At 34.8% G+C, this 24,243-nt stretch carries 27 protein-coding genes and 3 tRNA genes; 5 read left to right on the top strand and 25 right to left on the bottom strand.

Annotated features, from left to right (window positions below; genetic code table 11):
- Nucleotides 1-28: 28 nt before the first annotated feature.
- From ACFSRZ_RS12095 to ACFSRZ_RS12105, 3 genes are all read left to right on the top strand, one after another.
- Nucleotides 29-397, top strand: coding sequence for a BlaI/MecI/CopY family transcriptional regulator (locus ACFSRZ_RS12095; RefSeq protein WP_379666828.1), 369 nt, complete (start codon nucleotides 29-31; stop codon nucleotides 395-397).
- Nucleotides 397-1,281: a M56 family metallopeptidase gene (locus ACFSRZ_RS12100; RefSeq protein WP_379666829.1), complete on the top strand. Its 885-nt coding sequence runs from the start codon at nucleotides 397-399 to the stop codon at nucleotides 1,279-1,281. The genes ACFSRZ_RS12095 and ACFSRZ_RS12100 overlap by 1 nt, the downstream gene beginning before the upstream one ends.
- A gap of 129 nt (nucleotides 1,282-1,410) precedes the next feature.
- Nucleotides 1,411-2,031 (top strand): hypothetical protein, encoded by a 621-nt coding sequence (locus tag ACFSRZ_RS12105; protein WP_379666830.1) that lies wholly within the window; start codon nucleotides 1,411-1,413, stop codon nucleotides 2,029-2,031.
- An 89-nt stretch (nucleotides 2,032-2,120) separates the two neighbouring features.
- Here the strand turns inward: ACFSRZ_RS12105 and scpA are convergent, their stop codons facing one another.
- From scpA to ACFSRZ_RS12150, 9 genes are all read right to left on the bottom strand, one after another.
- Nucleotides 2,121-4,184, bottom strand: coding sequence for a methylmalonyl-CoA mutase (scpA, locus tag ACFSRZ_RS12110; RefSeq protein WP_379666831.1), 2,064 nt, complete (start codon nucleotides 4,182-4,184; stop codon nucleotides 2,121-2,123).
- Nucleotides 4,181-4,501 carry a hypothetical protein gene (locus ACFSRZ_RS12115; RefSeq protein WP_379666832.1) on the bottom strand — a complete coding sequence of 107 codons (321 nt, stop codon included), beginning with the start codon at nucleotides 4,499-4,501 and terminating at the stop codon, nucleotides 4,181-4,183. Before ACFSRZ_RS12115 ends, scpA begins: the two co-directional genes overlap by 4 nt.
- Nucleotides 4,485-5,852 carry a methylmalonyl-CoA mutase subunit beta gene (locus tag ACFSRZ_RS12120; RefSeq protein ID WP_379666833.1) on the bottom strand — a complete coding sequence of 456 codons (1,368 nt, stop codon included), beginning with the start codon at nucleotides 5,850-5,852 and terminating at the stop codon, nucleotides 4,485-4,487. The genes ACFSRZ_RS12115 and ACFSRZ_RS12120 overlap by 17 nt, the downstream gene beginning before the upstream one ends.
- Nucleotides 5,852-6,166 (bottom strand): FtsB family cell division protein, encoded by a 315-nt coding sequence (locus ACFSRZ_RS12125; protein ID WP_379666834.1) that lies wholly within the window; start codon nucleotides 6,164-6,166, stop codon nucleotides 5,852-5,854. Before ACFSRZ_RS12125 ends, ACFSRZ_RS12120 begins: the two co-directional genes overlap by 1 nt.
- Nucleotides 6,167-6,172: 6 nt before the next feature.
- Nucleotides 6,173-6,778 carry a uridine kinase gene (gene udk, locus ACFSRZ_RS12130; protein ID WP_379666835.1) on the bottom strand — a complete coding sequence of 202 codons (606 nt, stop codon included), beginning with the start codon at nucleotides 6,776-6,778 and terminating at the stop codon, nucleotides 6,173-6,175.
- Between the two features lie 97 nt (nucleotides 6,779-6,875).
- A tRNA-Thr gene (locus ACFSRZ_RS12135) sits at nucleotides 6,876-6,952 on the bottom strand.
- Nucleotides 6,953-7,051: 99 nt separating this feature from the next.
- Entirely contained in the window at nucleotides 7,052-8,734 is a 1,683-nt protein-coding gene (locus ACFSRZ_RS12140; RefSeq protein WP_379666836.1) for a PhoX family protein, read from the bottom strand.
- A gap of 8 nt (nucleotides 8,735-8,742) precedes the next feature.
- A complete protein-coding gene (locus tag ACFSRZ_RS12145) occupies nucleotides 8,743-9,228 on the bottom strand; it encodes a hypothetical protein (protein WP_379666837.1) in 486 nt (161 codons plus the stop codon).
- A 5-nt stretch (nucleotides 9,229-9,233) separates the two neighbouring features.
- On the bottom strand, nucleotides 9,234-9,701 hold the full coding sequence (locus ACFSRZ_RS12150) for a hypothetical protein (RefSeq protein ID WP_379666838.1): 468 nt from the start codon (nucleotides 9,699-9,701) through the stop codon (nucleotides 9,234-9,236).
- A gap of 350 nt (nucleotides 9,702-10,051) precedes the next feature.
- Between ACFSRZ_RS12150 and ACFSRZ_RS12155 the strand changes: the two genes are divergently transcribed.
- On the top strand, nucleotides 10,052-11,485 hold the full coding sequence (locus ACFSRZ_RS12155) for a hypothetical protein (protein ID WP_379666839.1): 1,434 nt from the start codon (nucleotides 10,052-10,054) through the stop codon (nucleotides 11,483-11,485).
- 127 nt (nucleotides 11,486-11,612) lie between these two features.
- On the opposite strand, the gene ACFSRZ_RS12160 is transcribed toward ACFSRZ_RS12155, so the two are convergent.
- From ACFSRZ_RS12160 to ACFSRZ_RS12235, 16 genes are all read right to left on the bottom strand, one after another.
- A tRNA-Pro gene (locus ACFSRZ_RS12160) sits at nucleotides 11,613-11,687 on the bottom strand.
- Between the two features lie 50 nt (nucleotides 11,688-11,737).
- Nucleotides 11,738-13,033, bottom strand: coding sequence for a cryptochrome/photolyase family protein (locus ACFSRZ_RS12165; RefSeq protein ID WP_379666840.1), 1,296 nt, complete (start codon nucleotides 13,031-13,033; stop codon nucleotides 11,738-11,740).
- Nucleotides 13,030-13,500, bottom strand: a complete 471-nt coding sequence (locus ACFSRZ_RS12170) for an SRPBCC family protein (protein WP_379666841.1) — start codon at nucleotides 13,498-13,500, stop codon at nucleotides 13,030-13,032. Before ACFSRZ_RS12170 ends, ACFSRZ_RS12165 begins: the two co-directional genes overlap by 4 nt.
- Before the next feature lies 1 nt (nucleotide 13,501).
- A complete protein-coding gene (locus ACFSRZ_RS12175; protein ID WP_379666842.1) occupies nucleotides 13,502-13,963 on the bottom strand; it encodes a TspO/MBR family protein in 462 nt (153 codons plus the stop codon).
- An 8-nt stretch (nucleotides 13,964-13,971) separates the two neighbouring features.
- Nucleotides 13,972-14,454: a glutathione peroxidase gene (locus ACFSRZ_RS12180; RefSeq protein WP_379666843.1), complete on the bottom strand. Its 483-nt coding sequence runs from the start codon at nucleotides 14,452-14,454 to the stop codon at nucleotides 13,972-13,974.
- An 8-nt stretch (nucleotides 14,455-14,462) separates the two neighbouring features.
- Nucleotides 14,463-15,146, bottom strand: coding sequence for an SDR family NAD(P)-dependent oxidoreductase (locus tag ACFSRZ_RS12185; protein WP_379666844.1), 684 nt, complete (start codon nucleotides 15,144-15,146; stop codon nucleotides 14,463-14,465).
- Between the two features lies 1 nt (nucleotide 15,147).
- On the bottom strand, nucleotides 15,148-15,375 hold the full coding sequence (locus ACFSRZ_RS12190) for a hypothetical protein (protein WP_379666845.1): 228 nt from the start codon (nucleotides 15,373-15,375) through the stop codon (nucleotides 15,148-15,150).
- 2 nt (nucleotides 15,376-15,377) lie between these two features.
- Nucleotides 15,378-16,079 carry a GTP cyclohydrolase I FolE gene (folE, locus tag ACFSRZ_RS12195; RefSeq protein ID WP_379666846.1) on the bottom strand — a complete coding sequence of 234 codons (702 nt, stop codon included), beginning with the start codon at nucleotides 16,077-16,079 and terminating at the stop codon, nucleotides 15,378-15,380.
- Between the two features lie 61 nt (nucleotides 16,080-16,140).
- Nucleotides 16,141-16,416 carry a TIGR03643 family protein gene (locus ACFSRZ_RS12200; RefSeq protein ID WP_379666847.1) on the bottom strand — a complete coding sequence of 92 codons (276 nt, stop codon included), beginning with the start codon at nucleotides 16,414-16,416 and terminating at the stop codon, nucleotides 16,141-16,143.
- Entirely contained in the window at nucleotides 16,409-16,840 is a 432-nt protein-coding gene (locus ACFSRZ_RS12205) for a hypothetical protein (RefSeq protein ID WP_379666848.1), read from the bottom strand. The genes ACFSRZ_RS12200 and ACFSRZ_RS12205 overlap by 8 nt, the downstream gene beginning before the upstream one ends.
- 236 nt (nucleotides 16,841-17,076) lie before the next feature.
- The gene (locus ACFSRZ_RS12210) at nucleotides 17,077-18,567 is read right to left on the bottom strand and encodes a cryptochrome/deoxyribodipyrimidine photo-lyase family protein (RefSeq protein ID WP_379666849.1); all 1,491 of its coding nucleotides are present in this window, start codon (nucleotides 18,565-18,567) and stop codon (nucleotides 17,077-17,079) included.
- Complete coding sequence (locus ACFSRZ_RS12215) at nucleotides 18,528-18,677, bottom strand: DUF2256 domain-containing protein (protein ID WP_379666850.1); 150 nt, start codon at nucleotides 18,675-18,677, stop codon at nucleotides 18,528-18,530. The genes ACFSRZ_RS12210 and ACFSRZ_RS12215 overlap by 40 nt, the downstream gene beginning before the upstream one ends.
- Nucleotides 18,655-19,296: a flavin reductase family protein gene (locus ACFSRZ_RS12220; RefSeq protein ID WP_379667045.1), complete on the bottom strand. Its 642-nt coding sequence runs from the start codon at nucleotides 19,294-19,296 to the stop codon at nucleotides 18,655-18,657. Before ACFSRZ_RS12220 ends, ACFSRZ_RS12215 begins: the two co-directional genes overlap by 23 nt.
- Nucleotides 19,293-20,603, bottom strand: coding sequence for an ABC1 kinase family protein (locus tag ACFSRZ_RS12225; RefSeq protein WP_379666851.1), 1,311 nt, complete (start codon nucleotides 20,601-20,603; stop codon nucleotides 19,293-19,295). The genes ACFSRZ_RS12220 and ACFSRZ_RS12225 overlap by 4 nt, the downstream gene beginning before the upstream one ends.
- Nucleotides 20,604-20,607: 4 nt before the next feature.
- The gene (locus ACFSRZ_RS12230; protein ID WP_379666852.1) at nucleotides 20,608-21,264 is read right to left on the bottom strand and encodes a TetR family transcriptional regulator C-terminal domain-containing protein; all 657 of its coding nucleotides are present in this window, start codon (nucleotides 21,262-21,264) and stop codon (nucleotides 20,608-20,610) included.
- Nucleotides 21,265-21,575: 311 nt separating this feature from the next.
- A tRNA-Pro gene (locus ACFSRZ_RS12235) sits at nucleotides 21,576-21,653 on the bottom strand.
- A 265-nt stretch (nucleotides 21,654-21,918) separates the two neighbouring features.
- Between ACFSRZ_RS12235 and ACFSRZ_RS12240 the strand changes: the two genes are divergently transcribed.
- Nucleotides 21,919-24,204 carry a TonB-dependent receptor domain-containing protein gene (locus ACFSRZ_RS12240; protein ID WP_379666853.1) on the top strand — a complete coding sequence of 762 codons (2,286 nt, stop codon included), beginning with the start codon at nucleotides 21,919-21,921 and terminating at the stop codon, nucleotides 24,202-24,204.
- The last annotated feature ends 39 nt before the right edge of the window (nucleotides 24,205-24,243 follow it).

The raw sequence follows: 24,243 nt of genomic DNA on the forward strand, positions 1-24,243 counted from the left end.
TCTATATTCGTAGAACGAAACGAAGATTATGAATTTAACACCATCCGAAGAAATAATTATGCATTTCATATGGAAGCGAGAAAAAGCTCTTATGAAAGATATTTTAAACGATTTTCCTGAGCCAAAACCTGTAAAGACAACAGTTGCTACGATGCTAAAGAGAATGACTGAGAAAGGATTTATCTCATACGAGCAAATAGGAGTTAAAAGAGTTTATTATCCTTTGATCAAAAAGAAAGATTATTCTTCGAAAAGAGTAAATAGATTGATCCAAAACTTTTTTGACAACTCTGCTGCACAACTAGCTTCGTTTTGCACCAGAGAAAATGACTTAAGTAAAGACGAACTGGAAAAGCTAAGGTCTATTATAGATGAACAGATAAAAAAGAAAAGCTAATGCAAGTATATATTATCAACTCAATCTTATGTATGGTCCTGTTGCTAGGGTTTTACATGTTGTTTTTGGAAAAGAAGAAAATGCATCAGTTCAACCGATTCTATCTGTTAGGGGCTTTGATCTTTTCAATAACAGTTCCGAGCTTGAAGATTGGTTTGGAGAATGAGATCACTAATATAAACTCTTATGTAGCCAGTATATCTTATCATATTCCGGAAAACTATGCAACCATTGCTTTGTTGATCTATTTAGGAGTCGCTGCAATTTTAATGTTGAAGTTTGGGCTAACTCTTTATACCATCATCAGAAAAATTAAAAACAGTAAAAAGATACATCAAGAACATGCTGTGATCGTTTTGGTACAGAATGAAGTTTTACCTCATACTTTTTTACACTATGTTTTTGTGAATGAGAATGATTATAATAATAATCTAATAGAGCAAGAACTGTTTACCCACGAGTTTACGCATGTAAGAGAAAAGCATACTGTTGATATTCTTTTCATGGAAATACTTCACATCTTTTTCTGGTTCAATCCATTTATGATTCCAATCAAGAAAGCTATTCGTTTAAACCATGAGTACATTGCAGATGATGAAGTGATCAATACACATAAAGATGCCATTTCTTATCAAGAAATCTTATTAAATATTGCTACTTGGAAGAATAGAAATGTATTAACCAGTAATGCTAACTATTCTGCAACCAAAAAAAGGTTTTATATGATGTATAGCCAAAACTCTACTTTTAAGAAGAGAGCTGTAATGTTGGCAGTAGTACCTTTATTGGCCGTTTTAATTTTCTTCTTCGCACAGATTACTTTAGGGGGTGAGCATTCAGATGAACATTCTTTTTCTCCTTATACTGAAGCAGAACACCACTAAATTTCATTCTTCTTAAAGAGAAGAATACCTAAACACTCTTAGTTAAAAAGCTGTTAACATACTGTTCTAATTTTGTAGAACTAATTATTTGTTCTAATTTTGTAGAACAAATTTTAAAAAAGAAATAAAATGACAACAAATTTTAACAAAGGAGGATTTTTAAAGAAACTATTTGCATTACCTGTATTAACAGCCGCACTATTTGTATTCTCATGTACTTCAAATGCACAAACACATAATGAAGGAAGTGGGCACGATAAGGATGGTAGAAACCATGGAAAAGAGGTAAGAGGTCATGATAAAGATGACAATGAAACTCGTGGTGCTCATACTAGAGATAGAAAAGGAGGTCCTGGAGAAGAAGATGGAACTGAGTTGAGTATTAACGATACTTACAATGTGACGAAGCGTGGAGTGAAGCTTGTTTTAAAATATGATAAGCGCTCTAACTCTTTTAAAGGGTATATGAAGAATACTACCAACAAAAGCATTAAAAAAGCTAGAGTAGAGATCCATTTATCTAACAATACAGAATTAGGGCCAACAAAGCCAGTTACTTTAAAGCCATATGCAACTAAAAACGTTGTGTTAAAGGCTACGAAGAAGAGCTTTAACGGTTGGACAACTCACGTTGAGGTAGGTGGTTCTGAACACGGTGGAAAAGAAGGTGGCGAAGGCGGCGAAGGTCACGGAAAAAGAGAAGGAAAAGAAAGACACGGCAGCGAAGGCGGAGAAGGAGGAGAGAATTAATAATTCTTAACCCTTTTCCTAGAAAGCTAGTGAATATTTGTTTTGGTTTATTTGAAGAAAGGTCGAAGTAGTAAGTACTTCGACTTTTTTTATTCCTCTACAGATTCAATCAAAATGTTTAACATATCTATGGCTGCTTGCGCTATTTTTGTTCCCGGACCAAATACTCCTACAGCTCCGGCATCAAATAAGAACTGATAATCTTGAGCAGGAATTACACCTCCTACAATTACCATAATATCTTCTCTACCGTATTTTTTAAGTTCTTCTATAACTTTTGGTACCAGCGTTTTATGACCGGCAGCTAATGAAGAAATTCCTAAGATATGTACATCGTTTTCAATGGCTTGCTTGGTAGCTTCTTCCGGAGTTTGGAAAAGTGGACCAATATCTACATCAAAACCTAGATCGGCATATCCTGTAGCAACAACTTTTGCTCCTCTATCGTGACCATCTTGTCCTAACTTGGCAATCATGATACGAGGTCTTCTACCTTCCAATTCAGCAAACTTGTCTGCTAATTCAGAAGCTTGTTTAAAAAGTTGATCGTTTTTAATTTCTTTACTATACACTCCGGATATGGTTTTATGAACTGCTTTGTGTCTTCCAAAAATAGTTTCTAAAGCATCAGAGATTTCACCCAATGTAGCTCTAGCTCTTGCAGCTTTTACAGCCAAATCTAATAAATTTCCTGAACCTGATTCTGCAGCTTTAGTCAAATCTGCTAAGGTTTCTTTTACCTTTTGATCGTTTCTTTCAGCTTTCAGTTGGTTCAGTCTATCTATTTGTGATTTTCTAACAGCTTCATTGTCTACTTCTAAAATATGCAGTGGATCTTCTTCTTCTAACTGATATTTGTTTACACCTACAATAACATCTTCACTACTATCAATTCTGGCCTGCTTTTTTGCAGCGGCTTCCTCAATGCGCATTTTAGGGATTCCCTTTTCAATCGCTTTGGTCATTCCGCCAAGTTCTTCTACTTCTTGAATAAGTTTCCATGCTTTGTTGGCAATGCTCTCTGTAAGTTCTTCTACATAATAACTTCCGGCCCAAGGGTCTACCGTTCGTGTAATTTGAGTTTCTTCCTGTAAAAAGATCTGTGTATTTCTAGCAATTCTTGCAGAAAAATCTGTAGGTAAGGCTATCGCCTCATCCAAGGCATTTGTATGTAAACTTTGGGTTCCGCCAAATGCGGCAGCCATAGCTTCTATTGTTGTTCTGGCTACATTATTAAAAGGGTCTTGCTCTGTTAAACTCCATCCGCTTGTTTGGCAATGTGTTCTTAAAGCTAAAGATTTTGGGTTCTTAGGGTTGAACTGTTTTACAATCTTTGCCCAAAGCATTCTGGCTGCTCTCATTTTGGCAATCTCTGTAAAATGATCCATTCCAATAGCCCAAAAGAATGACAATCTTGGAGCAAAGGCATCTATATCCATTCCGGATTCTAGTCCTTTCCTAATATATTCAAGCCCGTCAGCTAAGGTGTAAGCCAATTCAATTTCAGAAGTTGCTCCGGCTTCTTGCATATGATATCCAGAAATAGAGATCGAGTTGAACTTTGGCATGTTCTGACTTGTATATTTAAAGATGTCTGCAATGATCTTCATTGAAGGAGTTGGAGGATAGATATATGTATTTCTCACCATGAATTCCTTTAGAATATCATTCTGAATGGTTCCTGAAAGTTGTTCCGGTTTTACTCCTTGTTCTTCGGCAGCAATGATATAAAAAGCAAGTACCGGTAATACGGCACCGTTCATTGTCATAGAAACAGACATTTTATCTAAAGGAATACCGTCAAAGAGTACTTTCATATCTTCAACAGAATCAATGGCAACTCCTGCTTTTCCAACATCACCTTGAACTCTTTCATGATCAGAATCGTAGCCTCTGTGTGTTGCTAGGTCAAAAGCTACAGAAAGTCCTTTTTGTCCGGCTTCTAAATTCCTTCTGTAAAAAGCATTACTTTCTTCAGCAGTAGAGAAACCGGCATATTGCCTAATAGTCCAAGGTCTTCTTACGTACATAGTAGAGTAGGGACCTCGTAAGTTGGGTGCTATACCAGCAATAAAACCTTCATGACTGAAGGTTTTATTGTTTTGTGATTTTGAAAAGTTTAAGGTAAGATCTTGTATGTTTTTTCTACTCATTGTTCCAATCTCATTAATCGATAGAGCTTACTTCTGATAATCTTAATTTCTCTTTGCCTTTGTTTTGTTAAAACTATAATGATAACATAATAGACTGCTGTAGAAATTACAAAAGTCGAAAGAGTTGTGATCAAGAATGTTGCTGCACTACCAAAAACTTTATATGCACTCTCTAAAAATAGAATGGATATAAAAGCCAAAGTAATTGCTAGGTAGAAAACGTGTTTTTTCATTTTCTCCTTATAGACCTTAATCTTCTCTCTTTTTCTTGCTTGCTCGTGCTTTAATTTCTTAATTCTTTCACTGTTCCCTGTCATAATATTCCGTTTCCAATCGATGTTTTTCGTACTGCTCAGAGAGCCTAATTGGGGGAATTGGGGGAATTAATGTCTTTGAGTTATTCTGTTTCAAGAAGGGATAAATTTCAAGATTGTCTTTCATTCTATCCTCCTTGTTAGGTAATTTATTAGTACCTAAGAGTGCTATTTCTTGTTTATTAAATTGTTCTTGTTCTCTCTTTGCGCTTTCTTGTACTTTCTTCTGTATAGAGCCATTTTTTAATTGTTTTAAAAAACCGCCTCCTTTCTCTATTTGCTTAAAAACCTCTAAGGCCTTTTCAGCAAATTGCTTTGTTATGTTCTCTATGTAATAAGTGCCGTTAGCTATATTTTGTGCTTCTTGTAAATAGGCTTCTTTTTGTAAAATAAGAAGCTGATTTCTTGAAATACGCTCACCAAATTCGTTTGACTTATGATACAAAGAATCATAAGAAACATTGGAGATTGTATCAGATCCTCCTAGGATAGCACTCATACATTCGCTAGTAGTTCGTAACATATTTACATTGTAATCGTAAATTGTTTTATTACGCAAACTAGGCTGTGTAAATATATGAGCTTTTGCGCTTTTTACACCATGTCTTTCCGCTAAAGACCTGTGTAAGATACGAAAAGCTCGCAATTTGGCAATCGAAAAAAAGTAATTACTTCCTACAGAGAAAGAATAATGCATCTTCTCTATGATAGATTTTCCAAAGATTTCGATGTATTCGTTGGTATGCGCCAAAGCATAAGCCAGCTCTTGAACAGTATTGGCACCGGCATTTTGATAAATAGATGTATTTACATGCAAGGAACAATCGATATGCTCAACAATTTCTTTCGTATGATTAATATCTGCGGTAAGATTTGTATACCAATTTCCTGTTCTGGCCAAATGCCCAATAGGATCTATTTGATAATAAACATCAGCATTTTTACAGTATTGATCTAATAGCTTAACAAAAGCCGGGTCTAAAAATTGTAAATGAAAATAAAGTGTTGTTTCAGAAAGATCAATGCCTTTTAAAAGGTTTTGATGATCAAAGGAAGATGTAGCAGTAAATTGAATTGCATTGGCACCTCTTTTTAAAGCATCTATTGCCAGTTTATTGGAAATACCAATATCATCAACAAAAATAGATTGACAGATACGAAAACCTCTTTCGGGCAAATCAATAGCAGCATTATTTCTGTCTTCTAGCGAATAAAAAGGTTTTACAACAATCCCTTCATTACTTTTCCAAAGCAATGTTTCATTATAATCAGCACCTTTAAGATCTACTTGGATTTTTTGTTTCCAAGCAGAAGGTGAAAGTGTTTCAAAACCGTCAAATAAGAAAGTACTCATTATTTCTTTAGGGTGTCAAATTCTATAATATACACATCTTCATTATCCTTCTTCATTAAGTATTTTTCTCGTGCAAAACGTTCGAGCTGCAATGAATCTTGCAATTGCTTGATCGTCTCTTTATCTTTTTCAATCTCTTTTTTATAAAAAGTGATCGTATTTTTTAATTCTTTGATCTCTTTGTCAAACTCTCTGTTGAGATGGGTGTTTTCATCAAAAAAGAACATCCAAACAAGAAACAAGGTTAGTATGACAATGTAACTATTTGTCAAAAGCTTGAAAAAACGATTCTCTTTTAATTTTTTTACCCCCATATATAATTATAAACGTTCGCTAATGACAGTTCGTACAATATCAATAGCTACAGTGTTATAACGATCGTTTGGTATAATAATATCTGCATAATTCTTAGTAGGCTCTATAAATTGCTGATGCATTGGTTTTAAGGTGTCTTGATAACGGTTTAAAACTTCATCTATATCTCTGCCTCTTTCAGATATATCTCTTCTCACCCTTCTTATCAATCTTTCGTCTGCATCTGCATGAACAAAGATCTTGATATCAAAAAGGTTGCGTAATTCTTCGCTGTTGAAGATCAAAATTCCTTCAACAATCACTACTTTTCTAGGGTGTGTTTTTACAGTGTCTTTAATTCGGTTATGAGTAACAAACGAATAAATAGGTTGTTCTATAACCTTATTTGCTTTTAAATTGGCAATATGCTCAATAAGCAAATCGAAATCAATAGCTCTTGGATGGTCAAAATTGATCTTGGTTCTTTCTTCGTACGTAAGGTTATCGGTGGCTTTGTAATACGAGTCTTGTGAGATGACACAGACTTCATCTGCAGGAAGTTCATTAATGATCTGATTAACAACTGTTGTTTTTCCGCTTCCAGTACCTCCGGCGATTCCAATTATGAGCATTCGTAGAATTGTTGATTTGACAAATAATTGGATACAAAATTAACAAAATAATAATGGAAAGGAAATAAAAAAGAGTCCTTTCAATGAAAGAACTCTTTGGAGCCGATAGAGGGACTCGAACCCACGACCTGCTGATTACAAATCAGCTGCTCTAGCCAGCTGAGCTATATCGGCTTTTGCGGGTGCAAAGATATTTTTTTCATGAAAAAATCAAACGAAAAAAACATTTTTTTTCATACCCTTTTACACCACTCTTTTTTAGTGTATTGATTCTTAGTTGATATCTTCAATTTGATTCAATTTGTTCATTTTTTCAATCAAATCACCTGTAATGGCAACCACAGCAGACTTTGGAATATTATCTTCATCAAAAGGCCATTTACTGGTAGGGCTGTTTAGATCTTTGGTTTGTTCTCCCGGGTGTTGTACACTTAAGAATAACGTTTTTCCGTCGGGAGAAAACCATGGCCCTGTTAGTTCTGCATCTCTTGGTGCAGAAGCAACACGAATTACCTCTCCAGCTTTTTTTCCAAATCTTGGTATCACAAACAAACTGTTATTTTTGAAAGGTAAATACGGGCCATTTTTTTTATTCATTGCACTTCCAGACATGTCGGAAGTCATCCAAAGGTTTCCTGATAGGTCAAATGCGAGATTATCCGGACAAGAGAATCCATTTTCTTCACCACCGGCTTTGTAAGTAGTAGCTTTGAAGCTTAAAGCATCAAACTTTCCGTTGGTTTCTTCGATCTTTAAAATAGAACCGTGATAATCTTTTTTACGTTTGTTGTTGGTTAATGTAACAAATATGTTTCCTGTAATAGGATCGATCTCAATATCTTCAGGTCGGTTTAACTCAGTTGCGCCTAATAATTTAGAAGCTTCTCGAGCTCTAATAAGCACTTCGGTTTGATCCTTGAATTTAGCTTTTAAGATGGGTTGACTTTCCCAATCTAAAGGGAGCCATTTCCCATTTTTGGTATCCGCTACATAAAGCGTTCCTTCTTTTAAAGAACCTGGTTTGGAAGAAATAAACTTGTACAAGTGCTCATTTACCTTGTCATCTCCGGTATATGCAACTACTCGTTTGTCTTCTAATTCATAGAGGGTACAGCATTCATGAGCAAATCTCCCAAGAGCCACATGCTTTTGAGCTTTTCCATCTTTAGGGTTTATTTCTACTACCCAGCCATAATGCTCAGGTGGATAGTCGTAAAAGTTTTCCCAACCGTAGGAGCTAGGTTCTTTGGTAGCAATATTATTTTCATCATATATAGTTTCACCAAAAAAGCCATCGTAGTTTTCTTCGCAAGTAAGAAAAGTGTTCCAAGGAGTAATCCCCCCAGAGCAATTGCTAAGAGTTCCAATAACAGTAGATTTCCCTTTAATTGGAGTATCCCAATTTAATTGGATAGGTGTTTGTGCCGTAATTCTTCTGTTCAAAGGATCATTTTCAACAACTTTCCATTTTCCATTCTCCTCTTTCACTCTTATAATACTTCCACCTACTTCATACATTTCTTTGTTTACCTGTTCTAAAGTTCTATGTTGTAGCGGGTTTTTATATTCTCTGTAGTTAAATCCGGAAGCAAAAAGAGGGTTAACATATTCGTGGTTAACCCATAACAACCCGTCTTTAGGGTTGTTTTTGTTTAGTGGGATAAAACAAGTAAAATCATTGTTAAAACCAAATGTATCTTGATCACTTATCTTATCGCCCCATTTTACTATCGTATGGTAATCTAAGCCTTTTGTAAGTAAAAGATCATCTTTATCAGATGCTGCTAAAGCTTCTAATCTTAGCTCTTTAAGTTTGTTTAGGTTTTCTTTCGAATCGTTTTCAGTAGCAATTGGGGTAGTTGTATTACCGCAACCAACTAAAAAAGGAGGAGTTATTATGGTTCCAAGACTAGCTTTCCCAAGGAAAGAGACAAATTTTCTTCGACTATATCCCATGATTGTTTTTAATTCAGACAATGCTTTTCTATACAGATTAGATCAGAATATATATCGTAGAAAGTATCTTGGTACTTATTATAGATCTTACCATGTATATTAACTGTATTATTTAATAAGCTGTCAAGTTCTTTGATCTTTTTGTTTAAATAGTAGGAGAGAACTGAAAACTGATGAAATCCCTTTTGCCACACTATTTCTGAGTGCTCTTTTTGTCTCATTATCTCGCCATAAAACTCCTCCAACCCCCTAATGTCGGAAAAAAATTGCCCTCCCAATGCATCTAAAAATATAGGATTGTCTTCTGAAAGGACAAAATAGATTTCCCGTATGTGATGTTTTTTTACCAACCCTCTTATATGCCCTATTATTTCAGTTTCAAAGGCAAAAGAATTGCCAAGAGAAGTACAAAAATAATTTTGATGATTGAATGTTCTATTGATGTTAGATTCCAAACAATCTGTAGGACATAAAAGAAAAAGAGAGTTACTCATTAGAATTAAGCGTTTGGATTATAAGGGAATGATGAGTGGTGTAGATCAATTTTTAAAGTACCATCCATAAGCTTATAACCAAATGTATACTCTACTTTAGCTTCGTTACCATCTAGGTCTGTAAAAAAGTAATTACCCATAGCAATGGCACGGTTTTCTTCTAAAATAAGGTTTGAATTCTCAAATCTAACTTTTGTCCAAGGCTGAATAGCAAAACCTTTATCTTCTTGACATGCGCGATCTTCTCCTGCGATGAAGTAGGATAGAGCTTCCGGCTTGGTTGGTCTAAATTGCTCTATAGAGCACTTAGTAGGTTTGAATGAAACAAGACCAACTTCAAAAGCATATAATTTGTCAAGGAAATCACTCGCAAAGTCTTCACATGCACTTCTGTTATCTTTAAGTGAACCAATTTTTACAACTCCATCACCCCATTCTTTTTGCGCGTCTAATACTTGTTCTTTTGTAATCATTTTATTTAAATATTTGGATTGTTTTAATGCAACTTAGTTGCAAATATAAATATATAATTCATTAATGCAATTGAGTTGCATTGTATTTAAAATAAAATTAATGCATGATAATGTGGGGAATTGACAAGAGAAGGAGCTGTAGAGATGAGAGATCTAAATGAACTACAATAAAAAGTTTAGTTCCTTTCAGAAATTTTGAAATAAGAAGCTTTTCAGTAAATCAAGCTACAGTTAAAATCTGTAAAATAGAGGGGGTTACAAAATGTAACCTTATTTGTAACCCCTTTCTTTTTTGAGTTTACCCATATCAAGACTAACATTGTTGCGTAAAACCAAAAACACATTATATCTTGAAATACTTTTTACTTTTTTTCATGTTAGCCCCTTCTATTATGTTCTCTCAAATACAAATTGGACAAGACATTAATGGAGAATTCCCAGGAGATAGTTCAGGTGTTTCTGTCGCTCTTTCTGCAGACGGTTCTGTAATGGCTGTTGGAGCAGACGACTCTAATAGTGGTATTGGATTTACAAATTCAGGTTATGTTAGAGTGTATCAAAATCAATCAGGAAATTGGGTGCAAATTGGTCAAAAGATTGAAGGAATTGCAAATTTTGATGAATTCGGATTTGCCATTAGTCTATCTGCAGACGGTACTGTTTTAGCAGTTGGAGCTTCTGCATACTCTCCACACATTGCCACACCCAATGTTGGTAGGGTTAGAATTTATGAATACCAATCGAGTAGTTGGGTTCAAATAGGTCAAGATATAGATGGAGAAGTTTCAGCAGACTATTTTGGATATTCAATAAGCTTATCTTCCGATGGAAATAAAATTGCCATAGGTGCACCAGTTAATGGAGCCGGATATACAAAAGTATACGAAAACCAATCAGGCACTTGGACACAAGTTGGACAAAAAATAAATGGTGAAGCTGTTGGAGATCAATCTGGATTTTTTGTTAGTCTGTCTTCTGATGGTGGTATTGTTGCTATTGGTGCTGATTCTAACGACGGGAATGGAGTTGATGCCGGACACGTAAGAGTATATCAAGATCAATCAGGTATTTGGACACAAATAGGTCAGGATATAGATGGAGAAGCTAGTGAAGATTTTTTTGGATTGTCTGTTAGTTTATCTGCTAACGGAAATATTGTTGCAATAGGAGGAATAGGTAATGATGGTAATGGAACAGATTCAGGGCATGTAAGGATATTTGAGAATCAATCTGGTACATGGATGCAAATTGGGCAAGATATAGATGGTGAAGCTGCTGGGGATCAATCGGGATTTTTTATTAGCCTGTCTTCTGATGGTAGTATTGTTGCTATTGGTGCAGATTCTAACGATGGTAATGGAATTGACTCTGGTCATGTTAGAGTATATCAAAATCAGTCTGGAGTTTGGACGCAAATAGGTCAGGATATAGATGGAGAAGCAGCTTCCGATTTTTCCGGGCAATCTGTAGCCTTATCTGCAAACGGAACTATTGTAGCCATAGGAGCTCCTAATAATGATGGCAATGGAGTTGATGCCGGTCATGTAAGGGTATATGATAATACATCTATTTTATCTGTTGAAGAATTTACTACAATTATGAAGTATAAGGTAGTAAGTGAGGACTCCAAAATTACAGTATTGACAAATGAAGAAACTACATTGTCTGTCTTTACTATAAATGGAGTAGAGGTACGTAATGAAAATTTAGTAACGGGAATATATCTTGCTAGAATAACAGATGAGCAAGGAATAAGTGTTGTTCAAAAAGTTATTATTAAATAGTTTTTATTTATCGAGATGAGAGGATTATTCACTTTGCTCATGATCCTCCATTGAAGCTTTAATTAAAAAAAGCTTCTCAACTTCTTAAGAAAATAAATTTTCTATAAAGTCTTAAAGCTTTTATTAGTCGGGATGAGAGGATTCGAACCTCCGATCTCTGGTCCCCCAGACCAGCACTTTAACCGGACTAAGCTACATCCCGAAAATTTAAGGACAGCAAATATAGAACTCACATAATAAAGAAGCAACTTTTTACTTTAAAGCTTGTTTGTAGGTTGCTAAGCACCGTTCTCTGGCAAGTTTGTGATTTATCATAGGTGTAGGGTAGGTGAGCTCCTGAAAATCGGGAACCCATTTCTTGATGTATTGAAGATCTTTATCAAACTTTTGAATTTGTGTGATAGGGTTGAAAATTCGAAAATAAGGAGCGGCATCTACACCACTTCCCGCTACCCATTGCCAATTTCCTACATTACTTGCCATCTCGTAATCGATTAATTTTTTTGCAAAATAAGCCTCTCCCCAACGCCAATCGATCAGAAGATGTTTGCAAAGAAAACTCCCAACCAACATTCGTACTCTGTTATGCATAAACCCTGTTTGATTTAATTGACGCATTCCTGCATCAACCAATGGGAAACCGGTTTCTCCGTTACACCACTTTTCAAATTCTTTGGTATTATTTCTCCAAGGTATTCTATCATATTGAGGTTTGAAGGCCTTATCAACCGTATGAGGAAAATGCCATAGTATCTGCATAAAAAACTCCCTCCAGATCAATTCTTTTAAAAAAGTAGGATTCTCTTCGTTTTTAGCCTTTAAAACCATCTCACGAATACTAACTGTACCAAACCTTAGGTGAGGTCCTAATTTTGAGGTTTTATCCAAACTCGGAAAATTTCGGGTAGCTTCATAAGTCTGGATGAGGTTGGAGGTAACGATATATTCAGGAACCGGAGTTTGGCTTCTTACAAAACCAATATCAGTCAGCTCAGGAAAAGGGTAAGGTGTCGATTTACAATTCTCTAACAAACTCTCTGAAGGAAAATATTCAAAGGCTTGAGCATGGTAAGTTTCTAACCACTTTTTTGAATACGGAGTGTAAACAACATAAGGAGACCCATCTGCTTTTACAATATCATTTCTTTCAAAGATGACCTGATCTTTGTAGGTTCTGAAGTCGATGTTCCTTGAGTTCAAAAGTTCTTCAATCTCTTGATCACGTTTGATTGCGTAAGGTTCGTAATCATGATTAGTGAAAACAGCTTCGACTTTAAATTCAGAAATAAGTTTTTCAAAAACCTCTTTTGGTTTCCCATGGTATACATGAATACCTGAACTTACAGATCTTAACTGTTGATGTATTGATGCCAACTGGTCATAAATAAGCGTAACACGAGCATCATTTTTGGGTAATTCTTCTAAGATATCAGTATCAAAGATAAAAATGGGAAGTACATTACTACTTTGTTGTAAAGCGTGATAGAGCCCTGTGTTGTCTCGAAGCCTTAGGTCTCTACGGAACCAAAAAATGGTTGTCTTATTCATGATGGGTTATACTCTCCAAAAAGTTCAATTAATTTTTTTTGACGGTATGCGAAGATTTCGTCTAACTTAGGCTTTACCAGAAATGGGTGCATCCACCTTCCTAAGAATCCAAAAGGAACTTTGTAATCGATGATGTCTTCCATTTCTACTCCACCTTTAATTTCTTTAATGAAATGCTTATGATGCCATAAAGGATAAGGTCCAAAGCGTTGCTCGTCAACAAAATATTTACGATCTACAACATGAGTAATCTCTGTAACCCATTTTGTTTTAATACCTGCAATAGGAGTTACGATATACTGAATGATTTGACCGGGATACATAGGACGGTCTGCACCTGATAGAATATCAAAACTCATATAATCAGGTGTGATAGTTTTTAAGTTGGCCGGACTAGATAAAAATTCCCAAGCTTCATCAACAGAGATGGGGAGATTTTGTTTTTGATGTAGTCTGTATATCTTCATGCTAATTATATATTAGTATGTATAGATTTAGTGAGGTTGCCACACACAGCCAGATCATATAAGGTAATAAGAAGTAACTGGTTTGCTTTTGTTCTTTATAAAAAATGAAAAAGAAATAAAAGATCAGAGAGGTTAATAAGATCAGAACAATCAAACCGCCTGCAACCCAATGTTGATTGAAAAAGACATAGTTCCAGCTTACATTCAAAACAACCTGAATGATATATAAACGTAGCTTCTTAATGCTGTAGTTTTTAGTGAAGAAAGGAACTAAGTAAATAGAGAAACAGATCATGATTGTAGACCAAGCTGTTCCGAAAACCCAACTAGGCGGAGTCCAAGGCGCTTTATTTAAATCATAATACCAATTAGATTGAGGGCCATTGTTCATCAACCACATTCCCAAAGCTAATCCACCAAAATTAATGGCAAAGAACAATGAGAAAAGAGCTGCTTTTTTCATAACTCTACTTAGTTTAAATGTTTAAGGATCTTCTTACTCATTGGTTTGGTGATAGAGAAATAATAATCTATGAACTCACCATTCTCATCAACCAAATACTTTTGGAAGTTCCATTTTACTGACGAACTCTTTTTTCCGTTTTCTGCTTTTTTTGTTAGCCAGAGATATAAAGGGTGCTGATTAGGTCCCTTTACATCGATCTTTTCTGTAATAGGAAACGATACCCCATAGTTTAGTTCGCAAAATTGTTGAATGTCTTCAGAAGAACCGGGTTCTTGCTTTCCAAATTGATTGCAAGGAACACCTATGACAACCAATTTGTCTTGATATTCATCATATAATTTTTGAAGTTCTTTGTATTGAGGTGTAAATCCGCACTTAGAAGCTACATTAACAAAGAGTATTTTCTTTCCCTTGTAGTTTGAAAGATCCAAAGGAGATCCTTGTAGCGAATTTATGTTAATGGTGTAAATAGAGTTAGTTGATGTCATGTTCTTTTTTAAATTTTAAAACTTACAATCCCACAGTCCAATTCAAAGATCTGTCCGGATATGGAGGCAGCTTTTTCAGAGATAAGAAAATCAGCCATCTCAGCTACTTCGTTTGGTTGTAAGTATTTTTTCAAAGGATGGCGTTGTTCCATATTTTCGATCATCTTCTCATTTCTGAGAAGTTTAGCAGCCAGTTCGGTATCTGTAATTGTTGGAGCTATGGCATTCACTCTGATTGTAGGAGCTAGTTCGGCTCCAAGAGATTTTACCAAGCCTTCAATACCGGATTTAGCTACAGCAATACTGGCATGAAACGGCATGCCTAGCTTACAAGCTACGGTGCTAAATAATAAAATTGAGGGGTTGTTTCCTTTTTTAAGTACAGGTAAATAATGCTGTATGGTTTTTACAGCACCCAATACATTGATCTCGAAATCTTTTTTGAAATCATCGAGAGATAACCGAGAGATAGGCTTAAGGTTAATACTTCCCGGGCAATAAATAAGAGTGTTTAACGCTTCTATTTCCGGCAAGTCATCAATTAACACATCACTACTGTGATGTGTTAAATTGACGTGTTTAAGATTAGGGATGGATCTACTTACATTACTAACTTGGTTCTGTTCTACCAACTTTTGAAGTATAGCAAAACCTATTCCTTTACTGCCACCAATAATAGCAACTCGTTGCATTTTAAGCTGCTGTTAAAGGGCGACCTTTTAATCGTTTCTCGATCTTTTGTTTGATAACAGTTAGTCGTTTCATTAGGTCCATCAACTCTCTGTCTTTACTCTTTTTATAAATTTCGTTGATCCCTAAGATCAGAGATTTTACTTCTCTAGAAGCAAGGATGCGATCACTAGTAGTCACAAACTTGTGTTTTCTTTGCTCAAACTCGAGTCCTTTTTCTACGATATCCATAGTTACTGATTATTTATATAGTTGAACAATTCATTTATTTTAGAAGGAGTGTTAAATTTCCCTCCATAGTATGAGGTAACCGTTGCAGATGTATCATCTTTAATACCTCTTGATGATACGCATAAGTGCTTTGCGTCAATTATGACAGCTACATCTTCTGTTTGTAAAATATTTTTCAATTCCTCAGCGATCTGATTGGTCAATCGTTCTTGTACTTGCGGTCTTTTTGCATAATACTGTACAATTCTATTTAATTTAGAAAGACCGATTACTTTTCCTGAAGAAATATATGCAATATGTGCTTTTCCAATGATAGGAACAAAATGATGTTCGCAGTTAGAATAAAAAGTGATATTCTTTTCTACCAACATTTGATCATAATGATACTTGTTGTCAAACAATGCCACTTTGGGCTTATTTTTTGGGTGTAAACCGGAAAAGATCTCATCAATGTACATTTTTGCTACTCTTTTAGGAGTACCTTTCAAAGAATCGTCTGTAAGGTCTAAGCCCATTACATCCATAATTTCTCCAAATAGGTTTGCGATCTTTTCCTTTTTTTCTTCGTCTGAAAGTAAAAAAGCGTCTGGTTTCATCGGGGTTTCGATACCCGTATACAGGTGGTCATCTCCAATTTCGTTATGAGAAAAACCATTGAGACTGTATCCGTTCTTCTTCTGTTGAGTTAAAGTTTCGTTACTCATCTTGTGTGTCTTTTTTTAGTGCTGTTTTTAAGTAACTCCAAGCTTAAAACAAAGCACTGTTCTACCTTTTTGATATAGAGTTGTTCGAGATTTGTCGTTGACGATTACATTTAAATCGTCCCTGATTAAAATCTCTCAGGTTACTATGTTTTGTTTTTCTACCCTGAACTCTCTTGCGCCAGAGTCGAAAACTTTTAGGCTTAAGTTCGTTTCTCATAAGTTCAATCACCTGTTGCTCTTTGAGTCCGAACTGAAACTTAATGGCACCAAACGTGGTCCTGTCTTCCCATGCCATTTCGATAATTCGATCGATAGCCCTATCAGTTAATTTATTCATAGGCAGGTATAGAAAACCTTTCCTGATTTTTAACTTTCAATCGAATGAGCTTTTTAAAGAAACTCGTGTTTTCTTTAAAAGTTTTATTGTTTTTAAAACGAATGAACTTTCCTTCTGCATGAATGCTTAAACCATAAGTCTTATAAATGACCAATTGTCTGTAAGGAATTACCCAAGTATAATTTTCAAGACCTTTATTGATCATGACCAAAATTCCGTTGGGTCTCAATTCTATATTTCCGTAATTCATGTCAGAAACCTTATTCAATAAATTGTTCAAATTATTACTGGTTTCTTCTATGATCATCCTTTTTGATCCAATACCACCAAGCTTTAACGCTTGAAAAAATGAAAAAGGTTTGCCAAGAACATCATTTATCAATTCTTTAACACCTTCATTTTTATATGTCGTATTGTATACCATATCCTTAAAAAAATATATATCAAAGATAACTTTGTTTAATGCATTAGTCAAATGATTAAACAAAAATTAACATTTAATTATAAAATGTTGTATCTGAAACATGGTTTTTTGATACTCTGCTACTTAGCAAAGTAAATGTAGATCATAAAAACTCGATTTTTAGTATAAATGAAGTTTATTATTTTATACTAACATAAGATAAATTTATGTAATTAAAAACAGTTCCCTTTACGGATTTACTCATTTGATAACATTCGCTTTCTATCACGTAAAGTATGCTTAGCTAAAATTCTTGCATTCTCTTTTTTAACAGTAGGATCTTTTTTCATGCTCCATAGAATATCAGAAGCTCTTTTTCTAGTTTCTTTAATGTCTACTATTGGATAAGGATAGTCTTTTCCTAAATGAAAATCATTAAACTGTTGTTCCATAGGAGACATAAGGTAAGGTTGGTGAGCAAAATGAGCCTCTAGTTTTGCCAGTTCGGGGACCCATTTTTTAATGAAGATCGCTTCCTCATCGTGATCAATCCCATTTTTAATAGGATTGTAAATTCTAAGATTATTAATTCCGGTTTCACCTGCTTGCATTTGCAGTTGAGAGAAGTGAATTCCTGGCTCAAAATCTAAAAACATTTGCGAAAGATGAGTGGCTGCTTCTTGCCACGGTTGCCAAAGAATATGTGTAAAAAAGGAAACAGTTAAAGCTCTCATTCTAAAGTTTAAATAGCCGGTTTCTTTCAAACATCTCATGCATGCATCTACTAAAGGAAAACCTGTTTTACCTTCTTTCCAAGCTTGTTGATATTGCTTTGAAATAGATTTTTTTAGTTTGTGGTATCCTTTGTTAACACTGGCTTCTTCCATGGTATGCTCCATTTCAAATTTCTGTATGAAATGAGCTTGCCACCTTAGTCTTGATAAGAAAGCTCCAATATGTCTCTTATTTTTTGATGTTTTGGCTTGCTGACCTAATTGAAAGACCTCTCGAACAGAAAAATTACCCCAAGCCAAATAGGGAGAGATACGACTACAACTTTTGCGGGAGAATTCAGGTTTTGAAATATGAAACATATAGTTTTTGTATCGATTCAAAAAGAAAGAATCGATGTACTTTATTCCGGTAGATCTGCCACCTTTTTGAAAGGAAGTTTTGGAGGGTGTTGTTAAGGAAACCGGAACGCTTCTTTGTTGTATTTTTTCTAGTTCATCTAGGATAAGCAACTGATCCTTTTGAGGAGCAAAAACTTCTTGTTGTAATCTCATGTATGAGTTCCAGTTTTCAAACCAGTTGTCTCTGTTTTGTAAACCTCGTTTGACACCGTTATTGATATTTTCAACCCATTCAATATTGTTGTTTCTGCAATACCTTCTGAAATCTTTATCTCGATTGTAAGTCGTAAGTATTCCGGTTTCTATATGTGAAAAAACTGTATCTATTTTATAGTGATCTTGAATGTGATTAAAGATGCTAATGATATCTGACTGAACAGTTAGAACTGATGAATTGAATTCTTCTAATTCTTTGTTAATATCAACTATAGATTCTTTAATGAAATTCCAATGCCTTTCGCTATAATGAGGGTCATGAAGAAGGATGTTTTCAAAGGGAAATAACAATAAAAAGCGTTTCCCTTCTCTGATCGCGTTTGAGATGGCCTCATTGTCATGAAGTCTTAGGTCTCTTTTTAACCAAACAACATTAATTTTTTCTTTTCTCTTCTGCATCGTTCACTACAATATTTTACTTCTTTCCAGTTTAGTTTCCATTTTTTACGCCATAAAAAAGGACGCTTGCAAACAGGGCATATCTTCTCAGGTAGCTTTTGCTTTTTCATCTAGAACCTTTGGACGTTGGTACTCAAAACGTGTGTTTTCTTTTGCAATTGCATAAGCATCAAGGCCATTGATAGCAGCTATTTTCCCTTTAGCTAGATTTATAAAACCATCTTCTTCTAGTAAATCATCATTTACGTAGATGTCTTGAATTTCTGCAATGATATGTAAGACTTCGTTTGTTTTGATAAAGTATTCTTCTAGGTATTTCATCTTGAGTTGTACAGGGCTTCTTTTTACAAAGGGTGCACAACAATTTTTCTTGTATTCGACTTCTAAGCTTGTCATGTCAAACTCAGAAATATGCTCGGGATATTTTGCTGAAGTGTGATGAGCGTCTTCTATGATCTCATTATAAATGTGATTAATGGTAAAGACTCCGGTTTCTTTGATATTCTTATAAGTGTTACGGGGGATACTAGTTGGACGAAGAATAAAGCCCAAAACCGGAGGGTTTGAACCTAAATGTGTTACAGAGCTGAATACAGCGACATTGGTAATGCCATCCTGAGAAATTGTAGCCAAGAGATTAGCAGATTTATACCCGGAACAGGAATTGATCAGGTTAATTCTCTGAATATGCTTTAAGCCATCTATGTCTTTTCTCGTGTAATGCACTATAGATTCGTGAAATTTTTAATCTTAATGTTATTTGCCTTCAAGTCGAACATTAAATTATAAAGACCAAAAAATGTTCTGTTGATGTAAATAAAGTGTTTAGACCCTCTATTTCCGTTCATATTTCTTAGCTCTGTGCTTTTGGAATATCTCTCACTTAAGTCAGCAATTTTGCTGAAGAATTCTCCATTACCAAAATCGAAAGTTTCTTGATTGAAGGGTTGAGTGAAAACACTTAAAAGCTCGTGAAACATAGCTGTAAAGAATTCTATTTCTTCAGCACTGTCATCAGGTCTTAAGATCTCTAGTTCGTAGAGTTTTTTGGAGAAGAATTCTGGATTTTTCAGATTCTCTTTTTCAGCCAATTCGAAATACGGAACATAAAAATCTTCAGGGATGATCTTCATGCAACCAAAATCAAGAGCGATCAATTCTCCTTCTTTGGAGATCAAAAAATTACCGGGATGTGGATCAGCGTGTACTTTCTTCAGCACATGGATCTGATACATGTAAAAATCCCATAAAGCTTGTCCTAATTTTTGAGAGAGTTCTGTGTCTGTATTGTGAGCTGTAAATTCCGAGAGATGTTCTCCTTTCATCCAATCCATGGTAATAATCCGCTCTGAGGATATTTCCGGGTAATATGTCGGAAATTTAAGATTGGGAATGTGAGCACAGGCTTCTGCAATTTCTTTACTCTGCTCTACTTCCAGAATATAATCGGTCTCTTCAATTAGCTTGTTTTCAACTTCTTTAAAATACTTATCTGAATCTTTCCCTTTAATATTGAACATTTTGATGGCAATGGGTTTAACCAGAGCCAAATCGGAAGCAATGCTATCGGAAACGCCGGGATATTGAATCTTTACAGCTAGTTTCTTTCCATCTTTTTCTGCAAGGTGTACTTGCCCAATGCTAGCGGCATTCACAGAAGTTGAATTGAAAGAATCATAGATGTCATTGGGATGCTTTCCAAAATATTTCTTGAAGGTTTTAATAACAAGAGCTGGAGAGAGAGGCGGAACAGAAAATTGAGCCAGAGAAAACTTCTCAACATAAGCTTGAGGAAGTATGTTCTTTTCCATGCTCAACATTTGAGCAACCTTTAGCGCACTTCCTTTTAGTTGCTTGAGTCCGTCATAAATATCTTCGGCATTATTTTGATTCAATCGCTCTTTTGCTTCCTCTTCAGAATTGACGAGTTTATCGCCATAATATTTGATGTAATTCACACCAATTTTAGCACCGGTTTGCACGAGTTTAGTAGCTCGTTGAATTTTTGAAGTGGGTATTCTGTCTATTGTTTTCATACAACTAATTCATGTGAATCTTCTCTTTATAAATAAACTTCCCGAGATCAATAATACTTTTGATCGGAGCTGTGTCAATAATATCAAAACCGGTATTGATCGACTTCTCAATAAAAACATCTGTTTTTTCGAAAGAAGGAGAGGTGTCATCCAACCAAAACTTAAGTGTAAGCATTAATTGAAACCAAGCTGTTTCTTTGATGCCTTTGTCTTGAATTTTCTCGAACCTTTCGTTCTTCAGGTCAATTGTTTCTATTTGCAAAGTTTCTATATAGCCAAGAAAAGACTTTCGTAGTTCTGATAGTGATTTTAACGATTTAAGACGATCTTTAGCACTTCCCAAAGCATATACAACATAGCTTCTGTTTGCTGTTAGATTTTCAAAGAATGTATAGTAGAAAGTAAGGAGTTTGTTCCTCGAATCAAATGTTTCGTATTCTTCACTTTTTTCTAATACCGCATGTGTGTTATCAAAGAAAGCTTTGAAAATAGATTTTTCTAAAACTTCAAAAGAAGCGAAGTACTTATAAAACTCAGCTTCATTAAAATCATGATGCTTTGCAAAACTGAATACAGATTTTGGTGGTTGCTCATTCTCTAAGACATATTCCATGTAGCATGAAATGATGTCATTTGCTGTGATAGTATCTTTTTTACCCATAACTTTTTGAATTATAACATAAAGATACGGCTTGTTTAATTAATTTTAAATATTGTTAAACAAAATTTTTGTTAAAAATTGAAAGTAACTTATGATTTTGTATAGTATTGAGAATGTTATATCAAAAAGCCCTTTATAAAAGATAAAGAGGGAGGATTATTCGTTTACTCATGATATTGAGGAGAGGTCAGTTGCTCATTAAAAGCCAACTTTAAAGAGTTTGCTTTTTTGTTTTCATTTCGATTTAGAAGCAAGCTTTAATCTTTTTCAAACAAAAAAAGCCAAAAACCTTTTAGATTTTTGACTTTTAATGGTCGGGGTGGCAGGATTCGAACCTGCGACCTCCTGCTCCCAAAGCAGGCGCGATGACCGGGCTACGCTACACCCCGAAAATTTGAAATTCGTTGCGTAGTTTATTTCGAGCAAAGCCGAGAAACTACACCCCGAATAATGGACTGCAAATCTACTACATTATTTCTATATACTAAAGTTATTAATAATCATTTTTTTGCGACTACATGAAAGAACTTTTCTGTAGAATACTGTTTAAAATAAGAGGAGGATTTACGTTATCGTTAGAATATTAACAAACAATCTAATTGCCTACAGTTTTTAAATATCTTTACTGTCATACTTTATAGAAGATACCTGTTAATGAGAACTGTTTTTTTGTTTTTCCTTTTGTCGTTTTTGATGGTAACTGCCCAAGCTCAAGTAAAAGGAAAAACTGTAGATAAAGAGACAAATACCCCTTTGTCAAATACAAATGTTTATAATGTAAAGACTAATGAAGTAGTTGTAACAGATGCATTAGGACAATTTACACTTCCTTCAGAAGGAGAGTATCGCTTTCAAAGAGTAGGGTATGAGGAAAAGGTTGTAACAATTACCTCTAATCAATTTTTAATTGTTCAATTAAATATAGTTTCTACAGAGTTGAATGAAGTAGTTGTTCATGCCAATCAAATTCCTAAAAAGCTAAAAGAGAGTATCGCTACTATAGAAATACTCACAAAGAAAGAAATAGAACGAGGGAACGATATCAACATTTCTGAAGCATTGAACAGAGTTCCCGGAGTTTTTGTGCAAAGTGGTGCTTTGAACACAAATCGATTTACCATTAGAGGTATTGGTTCCAGAAACCTTTTTGGGACCTCAAAAATAAGAGCCTACTTTAAAGATATTCCCTTAACAAATGGTAGTGGTGAAACGACTATAGAAGACTTTGAACTAACTTCTATTTCACGAATTGAAATACTAAAAGGAGGAACCTCCAGTATTTATGGTGCCGGATTGGGAGGAACTATTCATTTAACTCCACAAAACGCATATATTGATGAAACTTCCGTCAATAGTCAATTAACCTTTGGGTCTTACGGCTTGGTGAAAAGCACCGTTAATTTTAATCAAGGATCAGCCAAAAATAGTTTTAGAGGAGTATATAGCGATACTCATTCTGATGGCTACAGAGATAATAATGAATACGATAGACATACATTTACCTTAAGTACAAACCATTTTATAAATGATCATAATGAGATTTCTACTTTAGTTAGCTATGTAGATTTAAAAGCTTTCATTCCTAGTTCTTTGAACGAAAACTCTTTTTTAAATAACCCAACATCAGCAGCATTTACTTGGGGACAAGCGCAAGGATTTGAAGATTCAAAAAGAGGAATTATAGGAGTTACTTGGAATCATCAATATTCCAAAGGAGGAAAGCAAGTTACCAGTGTTTTTGGTTCTTTTAGAAATGGCTATGAACCAAGACCTTTTAATATTTTAGAAGAGAATACTCTTGCATTTGGGTTGCGTAGTAGGTTTTTAGGTGAAATTAAGTTATTTCAGAAGTCTTTAACTTATACGATAGGAGGTGAATATTTTAAAGATCGATATACATCAAAAACATTCCAAAACCTATATAGAGATTTTCCGGTTGGAACAGGTAGTGTTGAGGGTGATCTTTTATCTAATTTTAAAGAGAACAGAAAGTATTACAATCTATTCTTAGAAGCCAATTATGCACTTTCAGAACAAACTAAAGTAGTAATAGGACTCAATTACAATCAAACTTCTTATGATTTGGATGATCGTTTTGAAGTTTCAGTACAAAACCCCGACCAATCCGGAAGTTTCAAGTTCGATGGAATCTTTTCACCTAAAATAGGAGTAAGCCATTCTTTTTCTGATAACATCAATATTTACAGTAGTATAAGTCAAGGTTTCTCACCAATCTCTTTGGCGAATACCTTACTGCCGGATGGGCAAATAAATACTGAATTAAAACCGGAAACAGGTTGGAACTATGAAGTAGGATCTAGAGGAACACTAGTAAATAAAAAGCTACGATACAACTTGACTGTTTATCGTTTGGCTGTAAGAAATCTATTGGTATCAAGACGTGTGAGTCAGGATCAGTTCATTGGAGTGAACGCAGGAAAGACACAGCATGATGGCTTGGAGTTGGGAATAGATTATCAATGGGTAGCAAATGATTCATTTGCATTGAACACTTTCATGAACTACACGCGAAACAATTTTACGTTTGAAGAATTTGTTGATGAAGATGATGATTTTTCAGGAAACAAACTTACAGGAGTGCCTTCAGAAATATTGAATGCAGGAATAGATATTAACTCAGCATTTGGCTTGTACGGAAACATCAACTATCAGTATATAGGAAGTCAACCAATAACAGATAGCAATAGTTTGTTTAGCGATAGCTACCAGTTGACCAATCTTAAAATTGGGTATAAAAAAGAGCTTTTCAAGCGATTTACAATACATACTTTTTTCGGCATCAACAATATTTTTAACGAAAGCTATGCTTCGCAAATTTTAATCAATGCCAGTAGTTTTGGCGGAAATGCACCTCGTTATTTTTATCCGGGAAACCCTGTGAATTATTTCGGAGGGTTGAATATTAACTATTTATTTTGAACAAAACTGTATAACTTTATATCTCTTAAAACCACTTAC

This window comes from Pseudotenacibaculum haliotis, from assembly GCF_042684245.1.
GTDB lineage: Bacteria > Bacteroidota > Bacteroidia > Flavobacteriales > Flavobacteriaceae > Polaribacter > Polaribacter haliotis_A.

Bases quoted from the DNA above. Each gene is read 5' to 3' on its own strand.
- ACFSRZ_RS12125 (WP_379666834.1), bottom strand. From the start codon at position 6,166: ATGGGGGTAAAAAAATTAAAAGAGAATCGTTTTTTCAAGCTTTTGACA.
- ACFSRZ_RS12200 (WP_379666847.1), bottom strand. From the start codon at position 16,416: ATGAATAAATTAACTGATAGGGCTATCGATCGAATTATCGAAATGGCA.
- ACFSRZ_RS12240 (WP_379666853.1), top strand. From the start codon at position 21,919: ATGAGAACTGTTTTTTTGTTTTTCCTTTTGTCGTTTTTGATGGTAACT.
- ACFSRZ_RS12175 (WP_379666842.1), bottom strand. From the start codon at position 13,963: ATGAAAAAAGCAGCTCTTTTCTCATTGTTCTTTGCCATTAATTTTGGT.
- ACFSRZ_RS12165 (WP_379666840.1), bottom strand. From the start codon at position 13,033: ATGAATAAGACAACCATTTTTTGGTTCCGTAGAGACCTAAGGCTTCGA.
- ACFSRZ_RS12150 (WP_379666838.1), bottom strand. From the start codon at position 9,701: ATGATTACAAAAGAACAAGTATTAGACGCGCAAAAAGAATGGGGTGAT.
- ACFSRZ_RS12205 (WP_379666848.1), bottom strand. From the start codon at position 16,840: ATGGTATACAATACGACATATAAAAATGAAGGTGTTAAAGAATTGATA.
- ACFSRZ_RS12180 (WP_379666843.1), bottom strand. From the start codon at position 14,454: ATGACATCAACTAACTCTATTTACACCATTAACATAAATTCGCTACAA.
- ACFSRZ_RS12185 (WP_379666844.1), bottom strand. From the start codon at position 15,146: ATGCAACGAGTTGCTATTATTGGTGGCAGTAAAGGAATAGGTTTTGCT.
- ACFSRZ_RS12095 (WP_379666828.1), top strand. From the start codon at position 29: ATGAATTTAACACCATCCGAAGAAATAATTATGCATTTCATATGGAAG.
- ACFSRZ_RS12170 (WP_379666841.1), bottom strand. From the start codon at position 13,500: ATGAAGATATACAGACTACATCAAAAACAAAATCTCCCCATCTCTGTT.
- folE (WP_379666846.1), bottom strand. From the start codon at position 16,079: ATGAGTAACGAAACTTTAACTCAACAGAAGAAGAACGGATACAGTCTC.
- ACFSRZ_RS12115 (WP_379666832.1), bottom strand. From the start codon at position 4,501: ATGACAGGGAACAGTGAAAGAATTAAGAAATTAAAGCACGAGCAAGCA.
- ACFSRZ_RS12230 (WP_379666852.1), bottom strand. From the start codon at position 21,264: ATGGGTAAAAAAGATACTATCACAGCAAATGACATCATTTCATGCTAC.
- ACFSRZ_RS12225 (WP_379666851.1), bottom strand. From the start codon at position 20,603: ATGAAAACAATAGACAGAATACCCACTTCAAAAATTCAACGAGCTACT.
- ACFSRZ_RS12140 (WP_379666836.1), bottom strand. From the start codon at position 8,734: ATGGGATATAGTCGAAGAAAATTTGTCTCTTTCCTTGGGAAAGCTAGT.
- ACFSRZ_RS12100 (WP_379666829.1), top strand. From the start codon at position 397: ATGCAAGTATATATTATCAACTCAATCTTATGTATGGTCCTGTTGCTA.
- ACFSRZ_RS12120 (WP_379666833.1), bottom strand. From the start codon at position 5,852: ATGAGTACTTTCTTATTTGACGGTTTTGAAACACTTTCACCTTCTGCT.
- udk (WP_379666835.1), bottom strand. From the start codon at position 6,778: ATGCTCATAATTGGAATCGCCGGAGGTACTGGAAGCGGAAAAACAACA.
- ACFSRZ_RS12145 (WP_379666837.1), bottom strand. From the start codon at position 9,228: ATGAGTAACTCTCTTTTTCTTTTATGTCCTACAGATTGTTTGGAATCT.
- ACFSRZ_RS12105 (WP_379666830.1), top strand. From the start codon at position 1,411: ATGACAACAAATTTTAACAAAGGAGGATTTTTAAAGAAACTATTTGCA.
- scpA (WP_379666831.1), bottom strand. From the start codon at position 4,184: ATGAGTAGAAAAAACATACAAGATCTTACCTTAAACTTTTCAAAATCA.
- ACFSRZ_RS12215 (WP_379666850.1), bottom strand. From the start codon at position 18,677: ATGAAAAAGCAAAAGCTACCTGAGAAGATATGCCCTGTTTGCAAGCGT.
- ACFSRZ_RS12190 (WP_379666845.1), bottom strand. From the start codon at position 15,375: ATGGATATCGTAGAAAAAGGACTCGAGTTTGAGCAAAGAAAACACAAG.
- ACFSRZ_RS12210 (WP_379666849.1), bottom strand. From the start codon at position 18,567: ATGCAGAAGAGAAAAGAAAAAATTAATGTTGTTTGGTTAAAAAGAGAC.